This is a genomic window from Olivibacter sp. SDN3, assembly GCF_014334135.1.
Taxonomy (GTDB): Bacteria; Bacteroidota; Bacteroidia; order Sphingobacteriales; family Sphingobacteriaceae; genus Olivibacter.
Genome location: NZ_CP060497.1, coordinates 4,252,880 through 4,273,614, shown reverse-complemented (window position 1 = coordinate 4,273,614; position 20,735 = coordinate 4,252,880). Strand labels below are relative to the sequence as shown.

Genomic DNA, 20,735 nt, shown 5'->3' with positions numbered 1-20,735 from the left:
TTATTTTCCTTGCGACGCCTTTATTCATCAGTATTCATCTTCATTGAAAAGGAAATCATCTTTTGTAGGATAGTCTGGCCATACTTCTTCTATACTTTCGTACGCCTCTCCATCATCTTCCATTTCATTCAAATTCTCAAGTACACCTTCAGGTGCCCCTGAACGAATAGCATAATCAATTAATTCATCCTTTGTTGCTGGCCATGGTGCATCTTCTAAATGCGAAGCCAATTCTAGTGTCCAATACATAATTATCCTTTAAATACTTTTATTAACACAAATTTCTGTCACAAATCAAAACGCAATAAACAAAAACTGAACCAAACAACGCCGTGTCAAGGCTTTTTTGTTTATTTTCTGAATTTAGGCCGAATATAAGATATTGTAAACAATTTTAAAAGTATTTATATCACATCAAAGTTAATTGTGATAAGTATTGTTCGTTCACGCTATTTTACTCGGTGCATAATCTTTGTTAAGCTATAAAAGAAGGGTATCAATACGGTAAGCATGAACAATTTGCTTCGATTCTGACCATACAAAAATGGTAAAAAGGCCATCCTGTGAAGCGACCAGTGCCATGGAATCCCGCTGATCGTATACAAACTGTGCCGCAGCGAGATGCCTAGTACCCCCAATTTTCGTTGGATCTAATGGTTCCGGAGCCTGTCCTAAAACTGGCTCCATTATGGTTACGTTAGGTACGGAACGGCTATCGGGGGCTCTTGTGACCTTTGCGCCAAACGCCAACAATTCATGTTTTTTTGTAATTACCGTAGCGCCATCGATTGCGGTAAACCCGGCAATGATTTCGATTACTTTTAACATTTTGCTCTGCCAATCGTTTATAATATTGCCATTTTCCCTGGCGTTGGCCAGTAGATCCAACGCGCTGTAGGTCGGATCAATAGGGTAACTTATAGGATGTACCATAGAATCTTGCCACTGCCTATTACTTTCTGGCACAATTAATAGCAGGCCTCCACGCGCATGTTTACGCATAGCTATTGCCAGCTCGACCAAGATGTTGACTGACTCATTAACAACCGATGGCAGGGGGAATCCCAGTAATGAAGCCAATAAATCCGGACAACCCGCTATCTGTAATTGCTTCTCATCAATTATTTTCACCTGATCTCCCTTCAAAACGGCGATGTTTGTAAATTTACCGTAGCCATGGCTACGCCGATGTTTAACCACCAATAAACCAGGTTCTGCTACCTCCAACACCATACTTATTTCAGGTATGCCGTGTGTAGTACCCCATATATATAAGTTGCTATCTTCATGCCAAATACCCAAATGGATACCTGGCTGTATGACTGCGGGAGATAACTTAACAAGGTTAAGTGGGGTGAACCGCATCCGCTTGCCTAAAAGCACTGGATGATCGGCCCTGTCTGGAGGAATTAAAGCAATGGATATCTTGGGAGAGTAACCTTCCTCCCGCCTCAAACTTGCCCAAAACGCAACATCTATTGCAGCTTCTATAATAGATGCTTGAGGTAATAAAACGGATTGATCTTCACTCACCAAAGTCATATTTGCCAGCTGATCAACAAAGTACTGTTCAATCGTTGCCGAAACCATCTTTGCAGCCAAGTAAGAAGTTTCTGATATCATAAAGAGACAATATTAGGTATACATGTTATATGAGAAAAGTAAAGTTGAATAAATTATTCGATATTAAGAAGCTTTTCAACAAAACAAGTATTTTAGTGTTATTGGTGTATACTTTCAATAAATTTAATTACTACATAATATATGAAAAGAAGACTTCACTTATTTACCCTAATCCTGACCGTGTTTCTGTGCATATTATTTGGATGCGAAAATCGCCAAAGCCATACTGACGAAACTTCTTCTCAAGAGAAGGAAGCGAAAAAGCCAGACATAAAGCCCTTTGATGGAAACTACGAAACATTTGCTGTTAAGGGAAATGATAGTGCACTACAAATATTTAAGAACAGGTTTGACGTAGTACAACAACATCATGTATTAGCTTTAAACCGTATTGATTTCGATAATTTCAACAATGTAGACACCTTGATAATACCCGATACGGTTTTACAAGATTTTAATAGTTACACGCCTTTTCCCATTCAAGTGAAGGAGCTTGCTGAAGTTGAAAAAATCGTGTTTTTCTCATATCCTATTCAAGCTTTCGCAGTATACGAAAATGGGGGCTTAGCTCGCTGGGGCCCTACTAGTATGGGAAGTAAGGAGCACCCAACAAAGACCGGTCTTTCATTCGCCAACTGGAAAGCAGAAGAGCATGTAAGTACAGCTGACGATGAATGGCTATTAAAATGGAATTTCAATATCCGCAATAAGGAAGGGATAGGTTGGCACCAATATGCGATGCCCGGATATCCGGCATCTCATTCTTGTCTTCGGTTATTAGAAAACGATGCCAAATGGCTTTATGATTGGGCTGATCAATGGATTGTTGAAGTTGACCAACATATACTTGCTGAAGGAACACCGGTAATGGTGTTTGGAACATACGACTTCGATGCCGAGAGGCCTTGGTTGAAATTGACAGGTAATCCAAATGCAAATAAAATCAGTGAAACTGATTTGCTAAATGAGGTAAAACCACATCTGGAGGAAATTTTGGAAGCGCAACAAAATAGAAGCAGCATCGAAACTCATAAAACGGATTCCTTATAATCTAAGATAAAGCTGCCTATGTGTTCAACGCAATTTGTATTTTAGCCTGGGTATAGGATAAACTTTATTAATAAGAAGATTAATATGAATTGGAAACCTCACAAAGACCGTTATAACAAAATGGTCTACAATACCTGTGGTAAAAGCGGACTGAAACTGCCTGCCATATCATTAGGATTATGGCATAACTTTGGCGATGACATGCCACATGGAATCAAACAGGAAATATGTCGCACAGCATTTGACAATGGCATAACACATTTCGATCTGGCAAATAATTATGGTCCGCCTCCCGGAAGCGCGGAGAATGCTTTCGGAAGAATATTAAGAGAAGATTTTTCTGGTTACAGAGATGAACTGATCATTTCATCAAAGGCCGGTTATGATATGTGGCCCGGACCCTACGGTGAATGGGGGAGTAGAAAATACCTCATTGCCAGCTGTGATCAGAGTCTCAAACGTATGGGATTAGACTATGTAGATATTTTTTACTCGCATCGCTTTGATCCAAATACACCCTTGGAAGAAACCATGATGGCCTTAGACCATATTGTTAAATCGGGCAGAGCATTATATGTTGGCATATCTTCTTACAATACTAAAAGGACGCAAGAAGCAGCATCAATATTAAAAGAATTGGGCACACCATGCCTTATTCATCAGCCTAGCTATTCACTGCTCAACCGCTGGGTAGAAGATGACGGACTGCTAGACACACTGGACGATCTTGGTATTGGGTCTATTGTGTTTTCACCTCTCGCTCAGGGGATGCTAACGACTAAATATTTAACTGAGGTACCAAAAGATAGTAGAGCTAGTCAACAGAAGTCATTAAATCCTGGTTTTCTAAATGAAAAAAATCTCTCCAATATTCGCGAACTGAATAACATTGCCGGTCGGCGCCAACAAACATTGGCACAAATGGCAATTGCCTGGGTATTACGAAAAGGACGGGTAACATCGGCTTTGATAGGAGCAAGTAGACCAGAACAGGTAATAGATTGTCTTGGTGCGATAAATAATCTTAATTTCTCCGAGGAAGAGCTCCAAGATATAGATAAATACGCGTTAGACGCGTCCATAAATATCTGGGCAGCATCGGCAGAGCTTAAAAACTAACATAATAAAACATCATTCATTTCATTTACATGAACCCTGGAGGCCAAATACTTTCAGGGTTTGTGCTTTGCTAGAGTAATCGTGGATTGACGTTCCCCTTGTGCGGTACTGTTTCCTTTGAAAGATTATAAACCATTCTTCCTTCCTGTTCAGAACCTTTAATCAATCCTCTATCATACAAGTCTGTTAATATATGATCAAAATCAGCAAGGTCTTCGCTTTTAGTCGACCTTCCTCCGAGTTCCGATAACTTTTCTGCTATTGCTTTCACAGATCCTTTTCCTATTTCTGCGAGTGCAAATATAAGCTGATCTTGCAAGCTGTCGTTTTTATTAAAATTAGCTGGCACATGAATAGGTTTATATGCCTCGTTGAACATTTCGTCCTGTTTATCCATTTTTCAAACTGTTATATAACAGCTATAACAAAAATTACAGATAAATTGATTGCAAATAAAATATTATACGCTAAAAAGTATCGATTTGTTTCGGGTAAGGATTAGGCGACATCTTGTTAGGCTTGATAATAAATAAACAAGAAAGCCTGAAAAAATCAGGCTTATATTGCTTCATAGGTAGTTTGTAATGATTATTTACCGGAATTCTTAATTGAGGTTACATCATTACGAATTTCTTGGGCAAGACTTTTCACCTCTTGTAAGGCTTTACGTACTCTAGTGCCTGCAGCGGCATTTCCTTTGTTAAAGAATTTGTCTGCATCTGCTTCTACGGAAGAGATTAGCTCTTTTAATTTTCCAAATTTGTCCATTGTAATTAAATTTTTTATTTAAGTGATAATTTAATGACAAGAAAATCTTGCCCCTTTTTTGGTCTATATAACCCACATTTTTCGTACCAAAGCCTTCACATATTGAAAATATATCGTTTAATTGTGGAAAACCATCTGAAATATGGAAAAAAAACATCAAAAAAATAAGTAATACATATTACCAACAGCGAATATAAAATCATGAACTTTCCAGTACAAGCGTATTGTACTCTTTTTTATACGCACTGTCTAATTAATCCTTCTTATTATACAGCTTAAACGTATAAATTTTTTTTGATAAAAATGTTATTGAAGAGAAACACCAAGTTTGGCAAAGTTCATGGTAGTTTCCTCAGTGGTAGCAGCATCGGTTAATACAACGTCAACCGCTTGTACCGGCGCAACAAAAAAAGGTTCGGCGGTACCTATTTTATTAATGGTAGACAAGGCTATATTGTATCTTGAATTTGCAACAATCGCCCGTTTAATTATACCGTCTTCATAATTCGAAGTAGTAATGCCTACCTCGAGGTGTATACTGCATATACCGATAAAAGAAATATCTGCTTTGATTGTCCGGATTGCATCAACCGTTTCCAATCCAATTGTGGTAAACGACTTTTTATGCAACCTTCCACCTATGAAGATAACATCTACAAGTGGATGGTCTTCAAGCACATTAACTACAGGGAAACTATTGGTTATTACGGAAACGCGAAGATCTTTGGGAAGTGCAGCAGCAACTGCCAAGGTAGAAGTTCCTCCGTCAAAAAATATTACCTGATCATTTTTAATAAAGTTTAACGCCTTATGCGCAATGATTTCCTTCTGTTCCACCTGTAAATGTTCTCGCTCACGATAGTGTTGTGGAACAGGCGAATGGGCAATTGCACCTCCACGGACTGCTTTTAACACTCCTATATCTGATAGTTCTTTTATATCTCTTCTAATGGTATCTTCTGATACTTGCAGTAATTTGCTTAATTCTTTGAGCTGCGCTGACTGGTTACTATTGATGTGTTTTGCAAGTAATTGCTGTCTTTCGGCTTTAATCATGACGGTAATTTTAAGTAAAAGTAAATATTTATTTGCAACATTTTGCAATAATATGCTATATTTGATCACTTTTATTGCAAACAATCAAATAATATGAAGAAACAGTCTATCGCTATTGATATGGACGGCGTACTTGCCGACACGGAAACACAATATCTAAATTTCTATCAACAAATTTACGGAGAAAGCTTGAGTAGGGAAATATTTACCAATGTACCAGAAGGAGATGCTTTGCCAAATGGCGCTGTAATGGAATTTCTGTTTACTCCCGGCTTTTTCAGATCGCTACCAGTAATGGACAGTGCGGTAGCAGCCGTTAGAAAATTACAACAAAAGTATGATATCTATATTGTATCTGCGGCAATGGAGTTCCCACTATCATTATACGAGAAAAAGGAGTGGTTAACTGAGTATTTTCCTTTTATTCATTGGCAGCACATTATTTTTTGCGGCGACAAAAGTATCATAGACACTGACTACATGATTGATGATTATTGTAAAAACCTAGATTATTGTAAGGGCAAGCCTATTTTATTTACTGCGGGCCATAACCTTAATGTAAAACATCACACAAGGGTTAATAATTGGAACGAGGTAGTGAAGCTGCTACTATAGAAAAAAATTAGTTTTTCTTTTTTTTAAGAGAAAGCATCCTAGTATGAATGTGTTTAAAGAAGTTTTCTCTGTAAGCACTGCCAATCGGGATTTTTCGGGCTTGATTCAATATTTTAACAAAATTCCCTTCAACAGCCGAAAGCTGCTTTAGTGAAATGATAAATGATTTATGTATTCTCAGAAAACCTTCTTGCTTAAAATGCTCTTCTACACACTGTAAGCTGAGATGAACAGAAATCTGTTGCTGGTCGTTTGTATGAATATTTACATAGTTTCCTAATCCTTCAATATAAGCAATATCGTGTTTATGTATTTTTAATAATTTTCCTTTTTGTTCTGTTTTCACAAAAAGATAAGATTGTTCATCGGAGACAGGTAGATGATCAGAAGAACTTATTAGCCGATTGACCGCCTTTAAGAATCTGGAAAATGAGATTGGTTTTAATAGGTAATCGACTACAGCGTATTCAAACCCAGTTACAGCATAATCAGTATATGCAGTAGTCATAATAACTTGCACTTCATTTTTTTTTAATTGAAGTATTTCAATACCTGTGAGATTTGGCATTTGCACGTCAAGAAAAACTAAACCTCGTTGCATGTTATTCAGTAGTGCCAAACCCTCAACTGGATCGGTGGTTGTTTCTAATAAATTTAAAAAAGGCACCTGCTCCACATGGTGTACCAATAAATCTATCGCATGTTGTTCATCGTCAATAATTATACAGTCTATCATGAAGTCAACGGTATTTTTAATAATACGCTAAAATTTTCATATGTATCTTCCAATATAAACGTATGTTCATCGCCATACACTAAATCTAATTGCTGTTCTATATTTTTCAGACCAATACCATTCGACAATTCCTTTATTCCCTGTCCTTTTTTATTCTTTATATAAAACGATAGTTGTTCCTCACTAGTACATAATTTTATAATAAGAGGTGAGTTTTTATCATGTAGGTTACCATGTTTAAATGCATTTTCTACCAAGGTGATCAGAACCAACGGAATTATTGTTGCAGATGGATAAAGAACATCTTCTTCATAGAGAATGTTCAATTGATAGTTATGCCTCCTTTGATTAATCTCTATAACGTTCTTCATATGCGTTATTTCCCTGCTTATTTTCACTTTTCCATTACGATCCTCCTCCTTTCCAAGTGCGTAGCGCATAATATCGGCTAAAATCAAAACGGATTGCGCAACATCTTCGTCAAGTTTAACTGTTTTACCATAAATAAAGCTCAAAGAATTAAATAGGAAATGAGGGTTGATTTGATGTTTCAGTGCACTTAGCTCGGCTACTGCTTTTTGTTTTTCTAAGATAATTTGCTGTCTACTTTTACGCATCCACTCAATCATAAATGCAGCGGAAAAACTTACAACAAGATCAAATAGAAAGACGATATTACTCCACAATAGAAACCAATACACACTGTTTTCCGGAATCACACCTTTAGATGGTGTGAACGCTTTGCCTTGAGCTTCAATCTGGACATTTACAAACTCCCAATACCCAATACCTAGTTTTGCCAAGAATAACAGAAAGGTTATCAACAACGCATGCCACCTATCACCTTTGCGGATAAAAGGTATAATGACGCAGAAGATCAGGATATAATAAGTGACCGTGACCTCACAAATGTATAGTACCATATTTACCCATACACCATGCCTTCTTCCAAATTCACGGGTGGCTTTTTCTGGATCGGAGATATAGGATATAAAAAAAACAAAAGCATACAGCAAAGCACTGTATATCACTAATACAACTAAACGCTTCCAATTCTTTTTAAAGAATGTAGTAATCAATGAAATAGCACGTAAGGCCATGATTAAAAAGTTAAACCCATACCACCAAAAACACCAATGCTGCCACGTGTGGTTACAGAAAAGTCTATGCGAGACTGAAGTTTCAGTTTAGGGATTACCTGCTGCCGAAACCCTAAACCAAAGACACCAATAATTTTTGGGTCGTAGCCTTTAAAAAAATTATCAGATACATCCCCGGCACCGGCAAATAACACGTAGCCGTACCTCGGATCGATGTTGCTAAAATTAGACCTTAATTCTCCCTGAAGAGCAACAGCCTGCCTGTCGATATATAAATTGCGCCAAACGCCTCGTAAAATCCGATCTGCCGACAAATAGGGCAACTGATAAAAAGGAGCATTGCCATTAAAAACATTGTGATAGATCGCTTGGAAAGCAAATGTTGTCCCCTTAGTCAATATGGGTAAAGAATGGAAGCTTCTATAATCAATTTTGAGGTCGTTATAGGTATAATCACTACCTATCCATTTCCCATAATTTATAAGTGAGAGATCAATGTAACGCCCCGATGTGGGAAATAGCAAATCATTACGGGTATCGTACCTTATTGTACCCCCAATACCTAACAAAAGGCCGCCTTCACTATTAGGTATCATTAAGGATGCCGATTGGTCAAAATCCAGTCGACTATCGTTCCTGACATGATAATTGAGCCCTACGAAAAGACTTTCGTTAATAAGTTTTGTAACCTCTCCGTTCCAAGAAAATATGTTATTGTGATATACTGTATTACGGTCGTTTTCGGCATCATTTCCTAAGCCAAAATAAAAAGACCTATTATTTTTAAGAAAACCAATGTTGTTAAAAAAATGCCAACTTTTTTTATAAAAATAATCGGCACTTAGGCTTGCTTGAAGCTGACCATTGAAACCGTAAGCAACAACAGGTGTTAACGAAGAAGGCCGGAAGAAGGGCGAAACCAAGTTTTTTTCGTAATCATGACCATTGAATATAATATTCATCCCTAAGCCTAAAATCACGTTCGTTTCCGGGCTATAAGCCAAAATTGGCATCGGAACAACGCCGATCTTTTTTGTGGGCCCACCCAAAAATGCTGTATCTGGAGTTATTGAACGGTTTTTTTCACTGCCTGTATTTTTCCAATCCTGATCAATCACACGCCATCCTTCTTTTTGAAGTACCGTTAATTTACCTTGTTCAAACCCCTGCGTTGCTTTTACTTCGCTTAGGCAGGCTACTTTTAAACTATCTGTTAAGGACCATACGTTAAGCTTTCCTTGATCATCCAGGCTCAATAATCGTTCACCATCGGGGTCGTACGACAAATTTCCAATCTTTCCTCCGTCAGGACGAATGGCGTGTATCACCCGATCTTCTTCGAGATCTCTAACTTCAATAATATTTTTGTGGTTAACACTAGCATATTGATACGTGTTTACCGGGTTGAAGGTCAATAACCGCAATCTGGATGTTTCCCAATTTACTTTTTCAGTCTTTAATGTTTGTGGATCCAATATCCTAATAATTGATCTCGCTCCAGCAAGTAAACGGGAGCCGTCTGTATTAACAGCTAAGCTATTAGTATAGTCTGTGATAGACCTCATATTTAGTAATTGCCAATTTTCAGTTTCATAAACCGCTAAGTTTGCCTTCCAGAATGTTTTGGAATGTATAACGTAAACATGTTGACCGTCACCGGTAAACTCGGCAGATTCGAATACTACAGGGAGTAGCTGTTTTAACGCAACACCTTTTTCCAAGTTGTATATATAAGTCATCTTTTCTTCTTTGGAAGAATATAACAACCACTTGCCATCCTTACTAATTGTATAAAAATAAGGTGGTTCATCGGCAGGTAATGCAAGATTACCGAGTATTTCATCAGAAGGGACATCGGATACGATGAGATGTTTATCTTTATAAAAAAGTGCTTTTTCCCCATTACTAGTAAGTGCTAACGAACCATCTGATGTGGTATCTTCCTGAGCATATACAATAGAAGAAACGAAAGTACATAAGGTTATTAAAATTAATTTAGGAACGACCGTTTCCCGAAAATGAGCTGCTATCATATAGGTATATTGTTATTTTCTAAATATCATTTTTGTCATTACTTCCCCGCGTATTTTTCTCAAAAAATTTAAAAGTATAATATAGTTATCCTACTTCCAATAAAATTATCCCAACAAACTTATTCAAAATACCAACACCGACTTTCTATATTTCAACGCTGGAAGTGTATTTTTTATATACTGTTCCATGTATAAAATCATTATATTTTTTTAAGGTGGTTAACCTATTGTAAAAACAGCTGTCGAAATACAAGTTTATATCCATAAGATTTGACGCTTCTATCGCACCTATTCTCCTAAAAAACATATACATAATTCCTAAAAAAGCCCGTTTTAGTGGTGCACGCTCCAAAGGATCCAGGTAGAAATCAGTGTTTATCCAAATACCTTCTGGCTTAAGTCGAATGTTGAGCTTCATAAACACCACCAATGCTTTTTCTTCTGTAAGGTTATCAAATAAAAATGGCGTAAGAATCACATCATATTCTTCCCCTGGTGCGTCCAAAGCAATATCTCGATGAATGAAATCCACCCGATTTTGCCGAAAATTTCTTGTCTGAGCGCGCTTTAACATATTGGCTGACAATTCTACATATATAATATGCAATCCTGCCGGATGCAATTTACTGATCTCCTCTAGAATCCATCCGGTACCACCTCCTACAATAAGTACCGAGCTGTTTTTTGGAATATATGGCAATAGCTCGATCTGTGCGTTCATTTGCGACCGAAAAAAAATCAGTCTACTAAGAAAATCGTAGCAGAAAGCAATCTTATCATAATTATTTTTTGCCATCCAATATTTTAGTTAACATAATACAAAGCTGTAATACCGCAAACCGCCTTCACCAATAAAAGTCCATCGATAACGATCAAGTAATACAAAATATTTTGTCTTTTATGCATAGAATACGCAACAACCAACGACAATGCGAAAGGACAGATATTGATGACTAAGGGCACAAGTCCAAAATGACGATGCTTTGCAAAAAAAATCATAGCAACCACTCCAATCAGCAGTAACGGTATAAGTATTCTAAAAATTGTGTTCCGTAATCCAAACTGAACAACAAAGGTTTTCAGTTGTTTATTGGCATCCGCCGCATAATCTTTAATATCAAATATAATAGCATTTACGGTACAGAACATAAATGTTTTTAAGAATAACCAACCCACTAAAAACCAATCATCAGGTATAACTTGCTGTTCAATTTTTAGCATAACTAAGGGTAACAGATTGACGCAGCACGCCCAAACAAATCCAATGACAAACGATTTAAATAGACCTGTATTCCGCGTGTTTAACTTGATAAAAGAACCTGGAACTAGACCGTAGTACAAAAGTCCGGTTAGGATAATTACAACAATAATGCTCCAGTAAAATAATGGCAATTTCAATAAGGCATTAAAATTGCTCACGATAATATAAGTAAGTAACAACGCACAAATAATGATCGATAACCTTAGGCTTCGATACGTAAATTTACGGTGTGTAGCGTACCAATAAGTACGTGGATCCATTGCGTAGGAAGGTTTTGCAATAATCTTCGTATATGCGTAGGTATAGTAGGCTAATGTGGCAGAAAACAAAATTAAGTAATACGCTGTACTATTAAAAGGTAAGGCAAGCTGTATAGTAGCTTCTAAGGATAATGCTACGGCAAGTAGGGCGACAAAAATATTTCCGAAAAAAAAGAATTTTATGAGGCGATCTACCATAGTAACCGGATATAAGCGCGAAAATACGCATTTTTATATGTTATCATGATAAGTTAGTCTAGGAGCCTTTCATTAATTTCAATAGCGAGTTATACCTATTTTATTGTTATGATTATTTGATAACAGATTTCTTTTATTACCAAACCGCTAATATCAGGTTCATAGAATTAGATGAAAGAGGTCAATACAACTACCAATTAGCGATGAAAACGTTATTAATTTTGACGGATTTTTCTCAAGCAGCTACTCATGCCGCTAAATATGCCACTTTTTTTGCTAAGCAGCTGGGCATAGATAGAATTATTTTATTTAATAAATTACAGAGCATTACATCTATAGCTACCACTCCTTTGATTTCTGATAAAGCTTCTCAAGCAAAGGAAGAAGCGGTAATCAATTTAAAAAATTTGGTCAACGAGCTGAAGTTTTTAAAGCAAACAAATACAGAATTGTTTTTCTTAGCAAAGGAGGGGTCACTTGATGATCTAACCAATGAAATGATTAGCAAGTATCAAGTAGATTTTATCGTGATGGGATTAACTGGGAAGAGCAAGCTAGAACAGACGCTCATTGGCAGCAACACTATTCAATTATCAAAAACCATCAGCAAACCCTTGTTAATTATTCCGGAAACAACCAAACTGACGCCTATTACCAAGGTGGCGGTTTTTGTTGATCCACAGGATCTGCGACAGGTAAATGCTATTAAACTTCTGAACACACTTTTTTTACACCACACCGAGTTGCATATACTTAGCCATGAGAACGATCACACGCCAATAAAAAGTCTTCATAATCATAACCGTAGCTCCATACGGGAAAAACTAGCGTTATATAAACCTACTTATCATAATATGAATGGTATCGACATCGTTGAAGAAATACTTGACTTCGTAAACACACACGATATTTCATTGATCATACATATTGAAAAAAAAAGAAATTTATTTGAAAATCTTTTTTTAACCGATATTACCGAACGTATGGCCTATGTAACCAAGATACCGTTGTTGCTAATTAAACAAACTTAATTCTTTAAATAGGGGTAACGGGCTATTAAGCTGTCATGAATAATGAACAAGGGTGGCTAAGCTGCTTTAATTAATTATTTTTGACAAGATACTTACACGCATGCTAACTAATGATATGATGCAAAGTGATACAGAAATGCTTCATTTGTTAAAAGAAGGTGATGAAGTGATGTTTGAAAAGATCTTCAAGCAACATTTCAATAATCTACACGCCTATGCATTCACTATTTTGAAAGATGCAGTAGCTGCTGAGGAAGTCGTACAGGCGCTCTTTCTCAAATTATGGGAAAGAAAGGAGGAATTGATGATAAGAACGTCGTTGAAATCGTACCTCTACCGGGCAACATACAATGATTGTATGAACATCATCAAACACCGTCAAGTTAAGCAAAAGCATCATAATCACGTGGCAACCTTTGACGACCACACGGTGTCGCAAACAGCAGATAGGTTACATGAAAATGAGCTTAAACGAGAATTGTTTAAAGCTATGAACCTCCTTCCGGAGAAGTGTCGTACGGTATTTCAAATGAGTCGATTCGAAGAATTAAAATATCAGGAAATTGCTGACAGATTAGATATTTCGATAAAGACTGTAGAAAACCAGATAGGCAAGGCTTTAAAAATATTGCGGTTGGCCCTGGCAGATTACCTGCCCTTATTAATATTTTGTTTACTTTATTTATTTCTCGGGCTATGAATAATGAATTGTTAATCAAATTTCTTTTGAAGGAAACATCCCCTGAAGAGGATCAGGGTGTGAAAGAGTGGTTGGCCCGTGACGACGCCAACATGAAAAAGTTCAGTCAATTTAGGTCGATATGGGAAACAAGCAAAACCTTTGCTTTTGAACACCCTATCGATAGCGATACCGCATGGCAACGTTTTAAGTTGCTTAGGGATCGACATAAGGATGAAAAGATCTTAAATAATTTATCCAATGAAGAAAATACCCACAAAGCTATCCCTTTAAACCAGTCGGATAAAAGGAAATGGTTCAATATAGCTGCTACAATAGGTGTAGGGATTAGCTTACTTCTGGGAGTCTATTTTTATTGGATAGCACCTAAACATCCTTACTTTCATACGATTGAATATACTGCCGGCGAAGATATCCGTAATAGCACATTACCTGATGGCACCTCCATTACACTTAATAAACATGCAAAAATCGCTTACACCGAAGCGTTATTTGGTAGAAAAAGAAAAGTAACTATGGAAGGAGAGGTATTTTTTGATGTGCAGCGTAATGAAAAGCTTCCGTTTGAAATAGTGGTAAATGACGTTAATGTGACAGTATTGGGCACTTCTTTTAATATTAAAAGTAACAAATCAATTACTGAAGTTATCGTAGAAACAGGAATGGTTCAAATACAACACAACGATGTTTTGATCAAATTAAAGCCAGACGAAAAGGCGATTGCCCAAGTGGGAGAAAAAGGTATTGAACAATCGGCACAAACCGATAGGTTATACGATTATTACCGAAGTAAAGTTTTCAAGCTTGAAGAAACGCCTTTATGGCGATTTGCGGAAGTCTTGGGAGAAATTTACAACGTTAATATAACGATTGAAAGTACGTCATTAGGCAGCTTACCTATTACAACTAGATTTGATAACGATTCTCTAGATAATATACTTTTTACACTCGGTGAGACCTTTCAGCTCCAAGTTGAAAGGAGTGGGAGAAATATCACGATAAAAAAATAAGAACATTGAAATATCAATTACTGCATTTTAGTAGATGCCTGTCATTAACCTTACTGATGTTAATGGCAGGTATAGTTGTTTTTGGACAAAATTATCTCGACAAACCGGTAACTATCGATGAACAAAACCGTAAACTAGGCGATGTGCTAGGTATCGTGGCAGAGCAGGGTGGGTTTCATTTTTCCTATAGCAGTGGTATCATTCCCACAGATAGTTTGGTAACCATAACATATACTGGTGAAGTAAATGGCCTACTGCATCTCTTGCTGGATAAATCTATTGAATATAAACAAACAGCCACACACATAATACTAAGACCCGCCCCTTTTAGGTTAACCCTTATGCCTGAAGAGGTTGGAGAAAAAAAAAGAACGTATACAATTAAAGGCTATGTTGTAGATGAAAAAACAGGTAAAGGTATACACAATGCTAGTGTATATGAAAAACGTCTGCTCTCGGGTACTTTAACGGATAAAAAAGGACATTTTAGGTTGAAGCTAAAAACAAAAGATAATTTCCCGGTGGCACTTACGGTCAGTAAAGAGCTTTATAAGGATACTACAACGGTTTTTCTACCAACAGTTGATATCGCTAATATAAAAAGTGGAAAGGGGGATGATAGGTATATAAACACCGAAGGAGAAAATGTTTCGAACACGGCTTTTGGCCGACTTTTTTTAAGCTCACGCCAAAAAATTAACGCATTAAACATTGGTGATTTTTTCGCGTACACGCCAGTTCAATTGTCTTTAACTCCCGGACTCAGTTCACATGGGATGATGAGCAGTCAGGTTATCAATAAATTTTCGGCCAATCTGATTGGAGGTTATTCAGCTGGTGTTGACGGTGTAGAAATAGCCGGTGTATTCAATCTCGATCGGCTTCATGTGCAGTATGTTCAGGCAGCGGGTGTGCTCAATATGGTAGGCGGTGGCTTATCGGGAGTACAGCTTTCGGGGGTTTATAATACGGTAATGGACACGCTAAAAGGTGTGCAGGCCGCCGGTGTTTTTAATTTGGTTGGAAAAAATGCCAGCGGTGTACAGCTTGCAGGCGTGGCCAACGGTGCGGATACGTTAAAGGGAGTACAGGTTGCAGGTATAGTTAACAAAGCAAAATACAACAAAGGTTTTCAATTTGGGCTTATTAATGTTGCCGACACTTCTTCCGGAGTGAGTCTTGGTATGATCAATTGGATAGGTAACGGCTTTAAACGTCTAAGTATTTCAACGAACGAAACACTTTTTGCCAATGTTGATTTTAAAAGCGGGACACAAAAATTTTACACAGTCGTTTCCATCGGGGCGGGCACATGGAGTAAGGACAGAATTTTTGTTACCGGCTTTGGTGTAGGGCGTGAATTCAAACGCAAAAAACAACAGAAAGGCAGCAGTTACTTTGCCACTGAATTATTATCTCACCAATTATTGTCCTCTAGAGATGACAATTTTCTTTGGTTAAAAGGCCAAGTATTATACCACCATAAGATCAACAGAACAATTAATTTTTATATGGGACCTAGCATAAATTTTATACATCTGAATAAGTTTATTGATTCCGAACCTTTTGTGGCTATTCCTTTTAACGGTTATCCTCACCTTATAGACAATATAGACTCAAAATTGTGGATAGGATTAGGCTTGGGTCTTTCTTTTTTCTAGGAGCGAAGTAGGGGGGGAACAAGTATATGTTGTCTTATAACTAAACTAATAAAATAAAAGATGACATTGATGAAGAGAAAAGAATTATTACGCAGGACAGTGGTATTAGGAATCATTTCTATATTATTTTCTTTTGGATCCTCTTGGGGGCAGGAAAATTCACCAGCGCACATAGGTATTATCTATCCTATAAGTACTCATGGAACCAGAGCCGTCGACTACACCAACAATATTAGCTTACATGCTATAGCAGGTTTATCCGGTGGAGAAAATGGTTTCGCACTTTATGGTGCCGCTGGAGTAGTAAAAGGAGATGTTTCAGGTTTTCAAGCAGCGGGTATAATTAACCAAGTTTCGGGATCCTTAAACGGTGTACAAATGGCCGGAGCTATTAATCTTGCTGGTAGTGTCTCAAAGGGCGCTCAGTTTGCCGGCATATACAATAGGAGCAACGGCATGTTACAAACACAGCTAGCTGGCGCGATCAATCAATCGCAACAAGTCCAAGGTTTCCAGGCAGCAGGTATAACTAATCTTACAAAAGAGCTGCATGGCGTACAGCTAGCTGGAGCTGTTAATGTAGCCGATGAGGTAAATGGTTCGCAGTTCGCAGGCATTTTGAATAAAGCCAAAAATGTAAAAGGTGTACAACTTGGATTCATGAACATAGCCGATAGTAGTGACTACCCCATTGGAATGATAAACCTGATCAAAAACGGCGAAAAGCGGATTGGATTGGGCACCGACGAAAACCTCTCGACTTTTATTAGCTTTCGCTCAGGAGGACGAGTACTCTATGGCATCTTGGGCGTAGGATTAAATCCACAGTATGAAAGCCTACGTTTCGGATTTGAAGGAGGTATTGGGGCAAAAATAATCGACAAAGAACATTTTAGGCTGGATGCAGAGGCAACATCGGGTACGTTGACAGATTTTAAAGGGAAGGACTTCACCAAATCGGGTATAAGAATACTTCCTGCTTTACGCATCGCCCAGAATTTATACTTATATGGTGGCCCTAGCATAAATTATGTCAATACAGACAACGAAGATGGTAAGGATTTAGTCAAGCTAAAAGTTTGGGATAAGCAAACTACCGAACATTATCAAGCCGTTCAAGTTGGCTTTACAGGTGGGTTGCAATTTGTGCTCTAAGTATTTATTTAAGTGTGTGGTACGGCTGTAATCATTTATAACATGTTTACAGCCGTACCATTTTATTTGTACTAAAATTTATAAGTGATATTAGCCAAAAAGCTGCGCGGCATTTGTGGCTCAACCGTTGTCCAACCCTTAAAATAGATTTTATCTGTAAAATTATCTGCTTTAAGGCCAACTCTGAATCGCTTGGCATCAAAAAAAACGCTAGCATTCAACACGGTATAAGCTGGAAGGGTGAAGGTGCCGGTACGTGCATCATTTGTAATAATATTTTCGCTGGCATAGTTTCCTCCAAAGCCTAATCCCATACCTTTTAAGGTACCATGGGTTAAGGTATAACTAGCCCAAGCATTTATTAGATGAGCAGGGCCAGCACTAGTTGGTCTGCGATCGTTCACAAACTCATCGGCATTGGTAATTTTACTGTAGTTTTTACTATAGCCCATGATGAGATTCAAGCCCTCTATAGGACGGGCAACTAAGTCAAATTCAAACCCCCGACTAAGTTGAGTACCATTCTGAACGGTAATATTGTAGGTGCTATCGTCTCGTATAATAGACTCGGTGCGTGTAATATTAGAGACAGAAATGTCATAGAAACTTGCTGTAAAGCTGAGTCTATTAGCGAAGACGTCTAATTTAACACCACCTTCAAACTGATTGGCCTGTTGTGGTTTGAACGTATTAGGTATATCAGGGAATGGCTGTGTTGCAGGAGCTACATTTCTAAACCCGTTCATGTAATTGGCGAATACTGAAACCTGATCTTTCACCAGTTGATATATCAAGCCAAATTTAGGAGAGAAAGCCGTCTGCATATAGTCTCCCGTTGTTACATCGGTGGCTAAATCCTGTGTTCCAAAATTCTGAAAGCGATCTGCCCGTAAGCTCAATAGCGCAATAAACCTATCGGTTAAGTTGATGATATCGGAGGCGTAAATACTGTAGATATTGGTGGCCGCCCATGTATTTGCGCGCGGAAAAGTGCTCGCTGCAATCCGTTGATCAACTAACTCTCTGTTGATATTGCCATAATTCGGATCATTAATACTAGAATTTAAGCGGTCGAATACTACCCACGGAGAATTATCGTTTTCATTAACCTGCCTTAAAAAGTCTAGGCCAACAACCAAACGATTTCTAAAGCCAGCAAGCTCAAAATCCCCTATAAAATTTTGCTGTATATTAATGGCTTGGCTAAGTGCATCCTGATTGGTAACATAACGAGTCAACATGGTGTCGTTCGCTACCATAGGAGGATTATCGGTATCCAAATACATGACATATTGTAAGTAACCATTAGATTTGCGACGGTTATAGCTGATGTGGGTATTGGAGATCCATCGATCTGACAACTTGTACTGTATCTGTCCCCTGAAATTAGTAGTAGGTGTACGCACGGTGAGGTCATCGGTGGTATATGATTTATTAAAATCAAACTGCAGCTCACTGGGATTTGTTGCAATCAACTGTCGCACTCTGTTGGGAAACACCATCAGCGCATTGGTGCCTTTATAATGGTAAATTTCTGCATCAAGGTTAATGGTTAACCGCTCATTGGGTCTGTATTCTAAAGAGGGTGCAATAAATGTTGATCTTCTAAAACCAGCATCCTGAAAGCTGTTTTGCGTATGATAAGCCGCGTTAATGCGGGCTAAGAGGTTTCTACTTTTATTAATAGGACTGTATACGTCGGCAGCTACGCGATGTTGGGCAAAGCTTCCAGCGGTATAAGATACTTCGCCACCAATAGAATCCAAGGGTCGTTTGGTCACGACATTTATTAAACCACCAAAATTTACTAACGCGCCACCAAACAAGGTGCCAGATGGACCTTTTATCACCTCTATCTGTTCTATATTAGCTGGATCTAAATCGCCATTGGTAAGACTGCCTACCCCATTAATTAAACTTGGCTGTGTACTAAACCCTCTTAAAGTATAAAAGGCAGCTCCATCGCCACTTCGTCCGGTGGACGACCAAAGTTTATCGAGCCCGGAACTATTTTTTAAAGCATCATTAAAATTTGTAACCATCTGGTCTTTCAGCACCTCTTTGGTAATGGAAGTATATACTTGCGGGTTCTCTAAATTGCTTAACGGCATTTTCGATACAAATTCGCTTCGTTTTCTTGTATACTTATTAGTACCTACCGCATCAATAATTACCTCCCTTAACGCTGACGCGTTTTCGGTAAGGGTAAATAGCGGAATTTGCATTTCAGGTGAAACAACCTCAATATCGAGCGATTTTGCGTTTAAACCGAGTGCTGATACACGTATCGTGTAAACACCATAAGGGACGTTATTAATTTCATAGTCGCCATTTTCATCAGTTGAACTACCTTGTTTTAACTCTATCAGAGTTACGGATACACCAACTGCCGGTTCTCCATCAGCAGTAAGTACTCTCCCCTTAAGATTTGATCGTGTCTGGGCATGTGTGAGTAGGGGAGAAATAGTAAAACATACCAGAAAATATATGAGGGAACGAAAAAATAGATGTGCTTTCATTATTTATTTGGACTTTTTCTAAATTACTGCAAAGAAAAGAAGTATAACCATAAAATACAATCATTATTGAAAATAATTCTAAATAATAGGTTTCTTAGCGATTTATGAATGTGTGAGTAAAAATATACGAATCCCCAACCTTTACAGATAAGTAATGTCGCGTACGAGAAGTCAGAAGAGTATCATTTTAAATGTTTAAACATCTAATTATTGCAATAACCCGCTATATTTACAATCATTATTTAAATATTTACTCTTATGGCTACAACAACATGGACGGTAGATCCAACACACTCCGATGTACAGTTTAGAATTAAGCATCTCGTGATTTCAACGGTCACAGGCGCTTTTAACCAGTTTGAAGGCACTGCGTCTGTTGCTGGCGACGATTTTGAAAATGTAAATGCTACTTTTAAAATTGCAGTAAAAAGTATCGATACAAAAAATGAAGACCGAGATAACCATTTAAGGACGGGAGATTTTTTCGATGCGGACAGTTACCCCGAAATCATATTCTCATCGGCTTCATGGAATAGGGTCAGTGATGATGAGTTTGAGTTACTTGGTGATTTAACTATGCGAGGTACTACCAAACCCATCAAATTAAAAGCAGAATTTGGAGGTATTGAAAAAGATGCTTACGGCAATACAAAAGCCGGATTTGAGATTACTGGCAAAATCAATCGAAAAGAATTCGGCTTAACATACAATGCATTAACAGAAACCGGAGGGTTAGCACTTGGTGAAGAGATCAAATTGGTAAGCAACATTCAATTGATAAAGGAAGCTTAAAGCCTACTGTAAAGCGCCACCGTTGACCCATCAAAAAAACAGCAACAA

Annotated in this window: 20 protein-coding genes; 9 read left to right on the top strand and 11 right to left on the bottom strand. The window is 37.8% G+C overall.

Annotation, left to right across the window (positions count from 1 at the left end; all coding sequences use genetic code 11):
- Positions 1 to 27 precede the first annotated feature (27 nt).
- Positions 28 to 249: a DUF2795 domain-containing protein gene (locus H8S90_RS17820; protein ID WP_013666684.1), complete on the bottom strand. Its 222-nt coding sequence runs from the start codon at positions 247 to 249 to the stop codon at positions 28 to 30.
- Between the two features lie 231 nt (positions 250 to 480).
- Positions 481 to 1,623, bottom strand: a complete 1,143-nt coding sequence (locus H8S90_RS17815; RefSeq protein WP_187339202.1) for a putative sensor domain DACNV-containing protein — start codon at positions 1,621 to 1,623, stop codon at positions 481 to 483.
- A gap of 141 nt (positions 1,624 to 1,764) precedes the next feature.
- Between H8S90_RS17815 and H8S90_RS17810 the strand changes: the two genes are divergently transcribed.
- Together H8S90_RS17810 and mgrA are read left to right on the top strand one after the other, a co-directional pair.
- Positions 1,765 to 2,673: a L,D-transpeptidase gene (locus H8S90_RS17810; RefSeq protein ID WP_187339201.1), complete on the top strand. Its 909-nt coding sequence runs from the start codon at positions 1,765 to 1,767 to the stop codon at positions 2,671 to 2,673.
- 84 nt (positions 2,674 to 2,757) lie between these two features.
- Entirely contained in the window at positions 2,758 to 3,792 is a 1,035-nt protein-coding gene (gene mgrA, locus H8S90_RS17805; RefSeq protein ID WP_187339200.1) for an L-glyceraldehyde 3-phosphate reductase, read from the top strand.
- 70 nt (positions 3,793 to 3,862) lie between these two features.
- Here the strand turns inward: mgrA and H8S90_RS17800 are convergent, their stop codons facing one another.
- From H8S90_RS17800 to H8S90_RS17790, 3 genes are all read right to left on the bottom strand, one after another.
- Positions 3,863 to 4,189, bottom strand: a complete 327-nt coding sequence (locus H8S90_RS17800; protein ID WP_187339199.1) for a hypothetical protein — start codon at positions 4,187 to 4,189, stop codon at positions 3,863 to 3,865.
- Positions 4,190 to 4,380: 191 nt separating this feature from the next.
- Positions 4,381 to 4,560, bottom strand: a complete 180-nt coding sequence (locus tag H8S90_RS17795; protein ID WP_187339198.1) for a histone H1 — start codon at positions 4,558 to 4,560, stop codon at positions 4,381 to 4,383.
- A gap of 306 nt (positions 4,561 to 4,866) precedes the next feature.
- Positions 4,867 to 5,616, bottom strand: a complete 750-nt coding sequence (locus H8S90_RS17790; RefSeq protein WP_187339197.1) for a DeoR/GlpR family DNA-binding transcription regulator — start codon at positions 5,614 to 5,616, stop codon at positions 4,867 to 4,869.
- Positions 5,617 to 5,709: 93 nt separating this feature from the next.
- Here H8S90_RS17790 and H8S90_RS17785 point away from each other — a divergent pair, with 93 nt between their 5' ends.
- Positions 5,710 to 6,231 (top strand): 5'(3')-deoxyribonucleotidase, encoded by a 522-nt coding sequence (locus H8S90_RS17785; protein ID WP_187339196.1) that lies wholly within the window; start codon positions 5,710 to 5,712, stop codon positions 6,229 to 6,231.
- Positions 6,232 to 6,238: 7 nt separating this feature from the next.
- On the opposite strand, the gene H8S90_RS17780 is transcribed toward H8S90_RS17785, so the two are convergent.
- From H8S90_RS17780 to H8S90_RS17760, 5 genes are all read right to left on the bottom strand, one after another.
- Positions 6,239 to 6,967, bottom strand: a complete 729-nt coding sequence (locus H8S90_RS17780; protein ID WP_187339195.1) for a LytTR family DNA-binding domain-containing protein — start codon at positions 6,965 to 6,967, stop codon at positions 6,239 to 6,241.
- The gene (locus H8S90_RS17775; RefSeq protein ID WP_187339194.1) at positions 6,964 to 8,067 is read right to left on the bottom strand and encodes a sensor histidine kinase; all 1,104 of its coding nucleotides are present in this window, start codon (positions 8,065 to 8,067) and stop codon (positions 6,964 to 6,966) included. Before H8S90_RS17775 ends, H8S90_RS17780 begins: the two co-directional genes overlap by 4 nt.
- A 2-nt stretch (positions 8,068 to 8,069) precedes the next feature.
- Positions 8,070 to 10,100: a BamA/TamA family outer membrane protein gene (locus tag H8S90_RS17770; protein ID WP_187339193.1), complete on the bottom strand. Its 2,031-nt coding sequence runs from the start codon at positions 10,098 to 10,100 to the stop codon at positions 8,070 to 8,072.
- 145 nt (positions 10,101 to 10,245) lie between these two features.
- Positions 10,246 to 10,896 carry a class I SAM-dependent methyltransferase gene (locus H8S90_RS17765; protein WP_187339192.1) on the bottom strand — a complete coding sequence of 217 codons (651 nt, stop codon included), beginning with the start codon at positions 10,894 to 10,896 and terminating at the stop codon, positions 10,246 to 10,248.
- A gap of 8 nt (positions 10,897 to 10,904) precedes the next feature.
- Positions 10,905 to 11,819: a UbiA family prenyltransferase gene (locus tag H8S90_RS17760; protein WP_187339191.1), complete on the bottom strand. Its 915-nt coding sequence runs from the start codon at positions 11,817 to 11,819 to the stop codon at positions 10,905 to 10,907.
- Between the two features lie 203 nt (positions 11,820 to 12,022).
- On the opposite strand from H8S90_RS17760, the gene H8S90_RS17755 reads away from it, so the two are divergent.
- The 5 genes from H8S90_RS17755 (at position 12,023) to H8S90_RS17735 (ending at position 17,376) form a co-directional block, all read left to right on the top strand.
- The gene (locus H8S90_RS17755; protein WP_187339190.1) at positions 12,023 to 12,850 is read left to right on the top strand and encodes a universal stress protein; all 828 of its coding nucleotides are present in this window, start codon (positions 12,023 to 12,025) and stop codon (positions 12,848 to 12,850) included.
- Positions 12,851 to 12,950: 100 nt separating this feature from the next.
- Positions 12,951 to 13,550 carry an RNA polymerase sigma-70 factor gene (locus tag H8S90_RS17750; protein ID WP_255501648.1) on the top strand — a complete coding sequence of 200 codons (600 nt, stop codon included), beginning with the start codon at positions 12,951 to 12,953 and terminating at the stop codon, positions 13,548 to 13,550.
- On the top strand, positions 13,547 to 14,560 hold the full coding sequence (locus H8S90_RS17745; protein WP_187339189.1) for a FecR family protein: 1,014 nt from the start codon (positions 13,547 to 13,549) through the stop codon (positions 14,558 to 14,560). The genes H8S90_RS17750 and H8S90_RS17745 overlap by 4 nt, the downstream gene beginning before the upstream one ends.
- A 5-nt stretch (positions 14,561 to 14,565) precedes the next feature.
- Positions 14,566 to 16,221, top strand: coding sequence for a carboxypeptidase-like regulatory domain-containing protein (locus H8S90_RS17740; protein ID WP_187339188.1), 1,656 nt, complete (start codon positions 14,566 to 14,568; stop codon positions 16,219 to 16,221).
- A gap of 69 nt (positions 16,222 to 16,290) precedes the next feature.
- Complete coding sequence (locus H8S90_RS17735) at positions 16,291 to 17,376, top strand: hypothetical protein (protein ID WP_187339187.1); 1,086 nt, start codon at positions 16,291 to 16,293, stop codon at positions 17,374 to 17,376.
- 71 nt (positions 17,377 to 17,447) lie between these two features.
- Here H8S90_RS17735 and H8S90_RS17730 read toward each other — a convergent pair whose 3' ends face one another.
- Positions 17,448 to 19,895: a TonB-dependent receptor gene (locus H8S90_RS17730; protein ID WP_187339186.1), complete on the bottom strand. Its 2,448-nt coding sequence runs from the start codon at positions 19,893 to 19,895 to the stop codon at positions 17,448 to 17,450.
- Between the two features lie 258 nt (positions 19,896 to 20,153).
- On the opposite strand from H8S90_RS17730, the gene H8S90_RS17725 reads away from it, so the two are divergent.
- The gene (locus H8S90_RS17725; protein WP_187339185.1) at positions 20,154 to 20,687 is read left to right on the top strand and encodes a YceI family protein; all 534 of its coding nucleotides are present in this window, start codon (positions 20,154 to 20,156) and stop codon (positions 20,685 to 20,687) included.
- Positions 20,688 to 20,735: the final 48 nt, after the last annotated feature.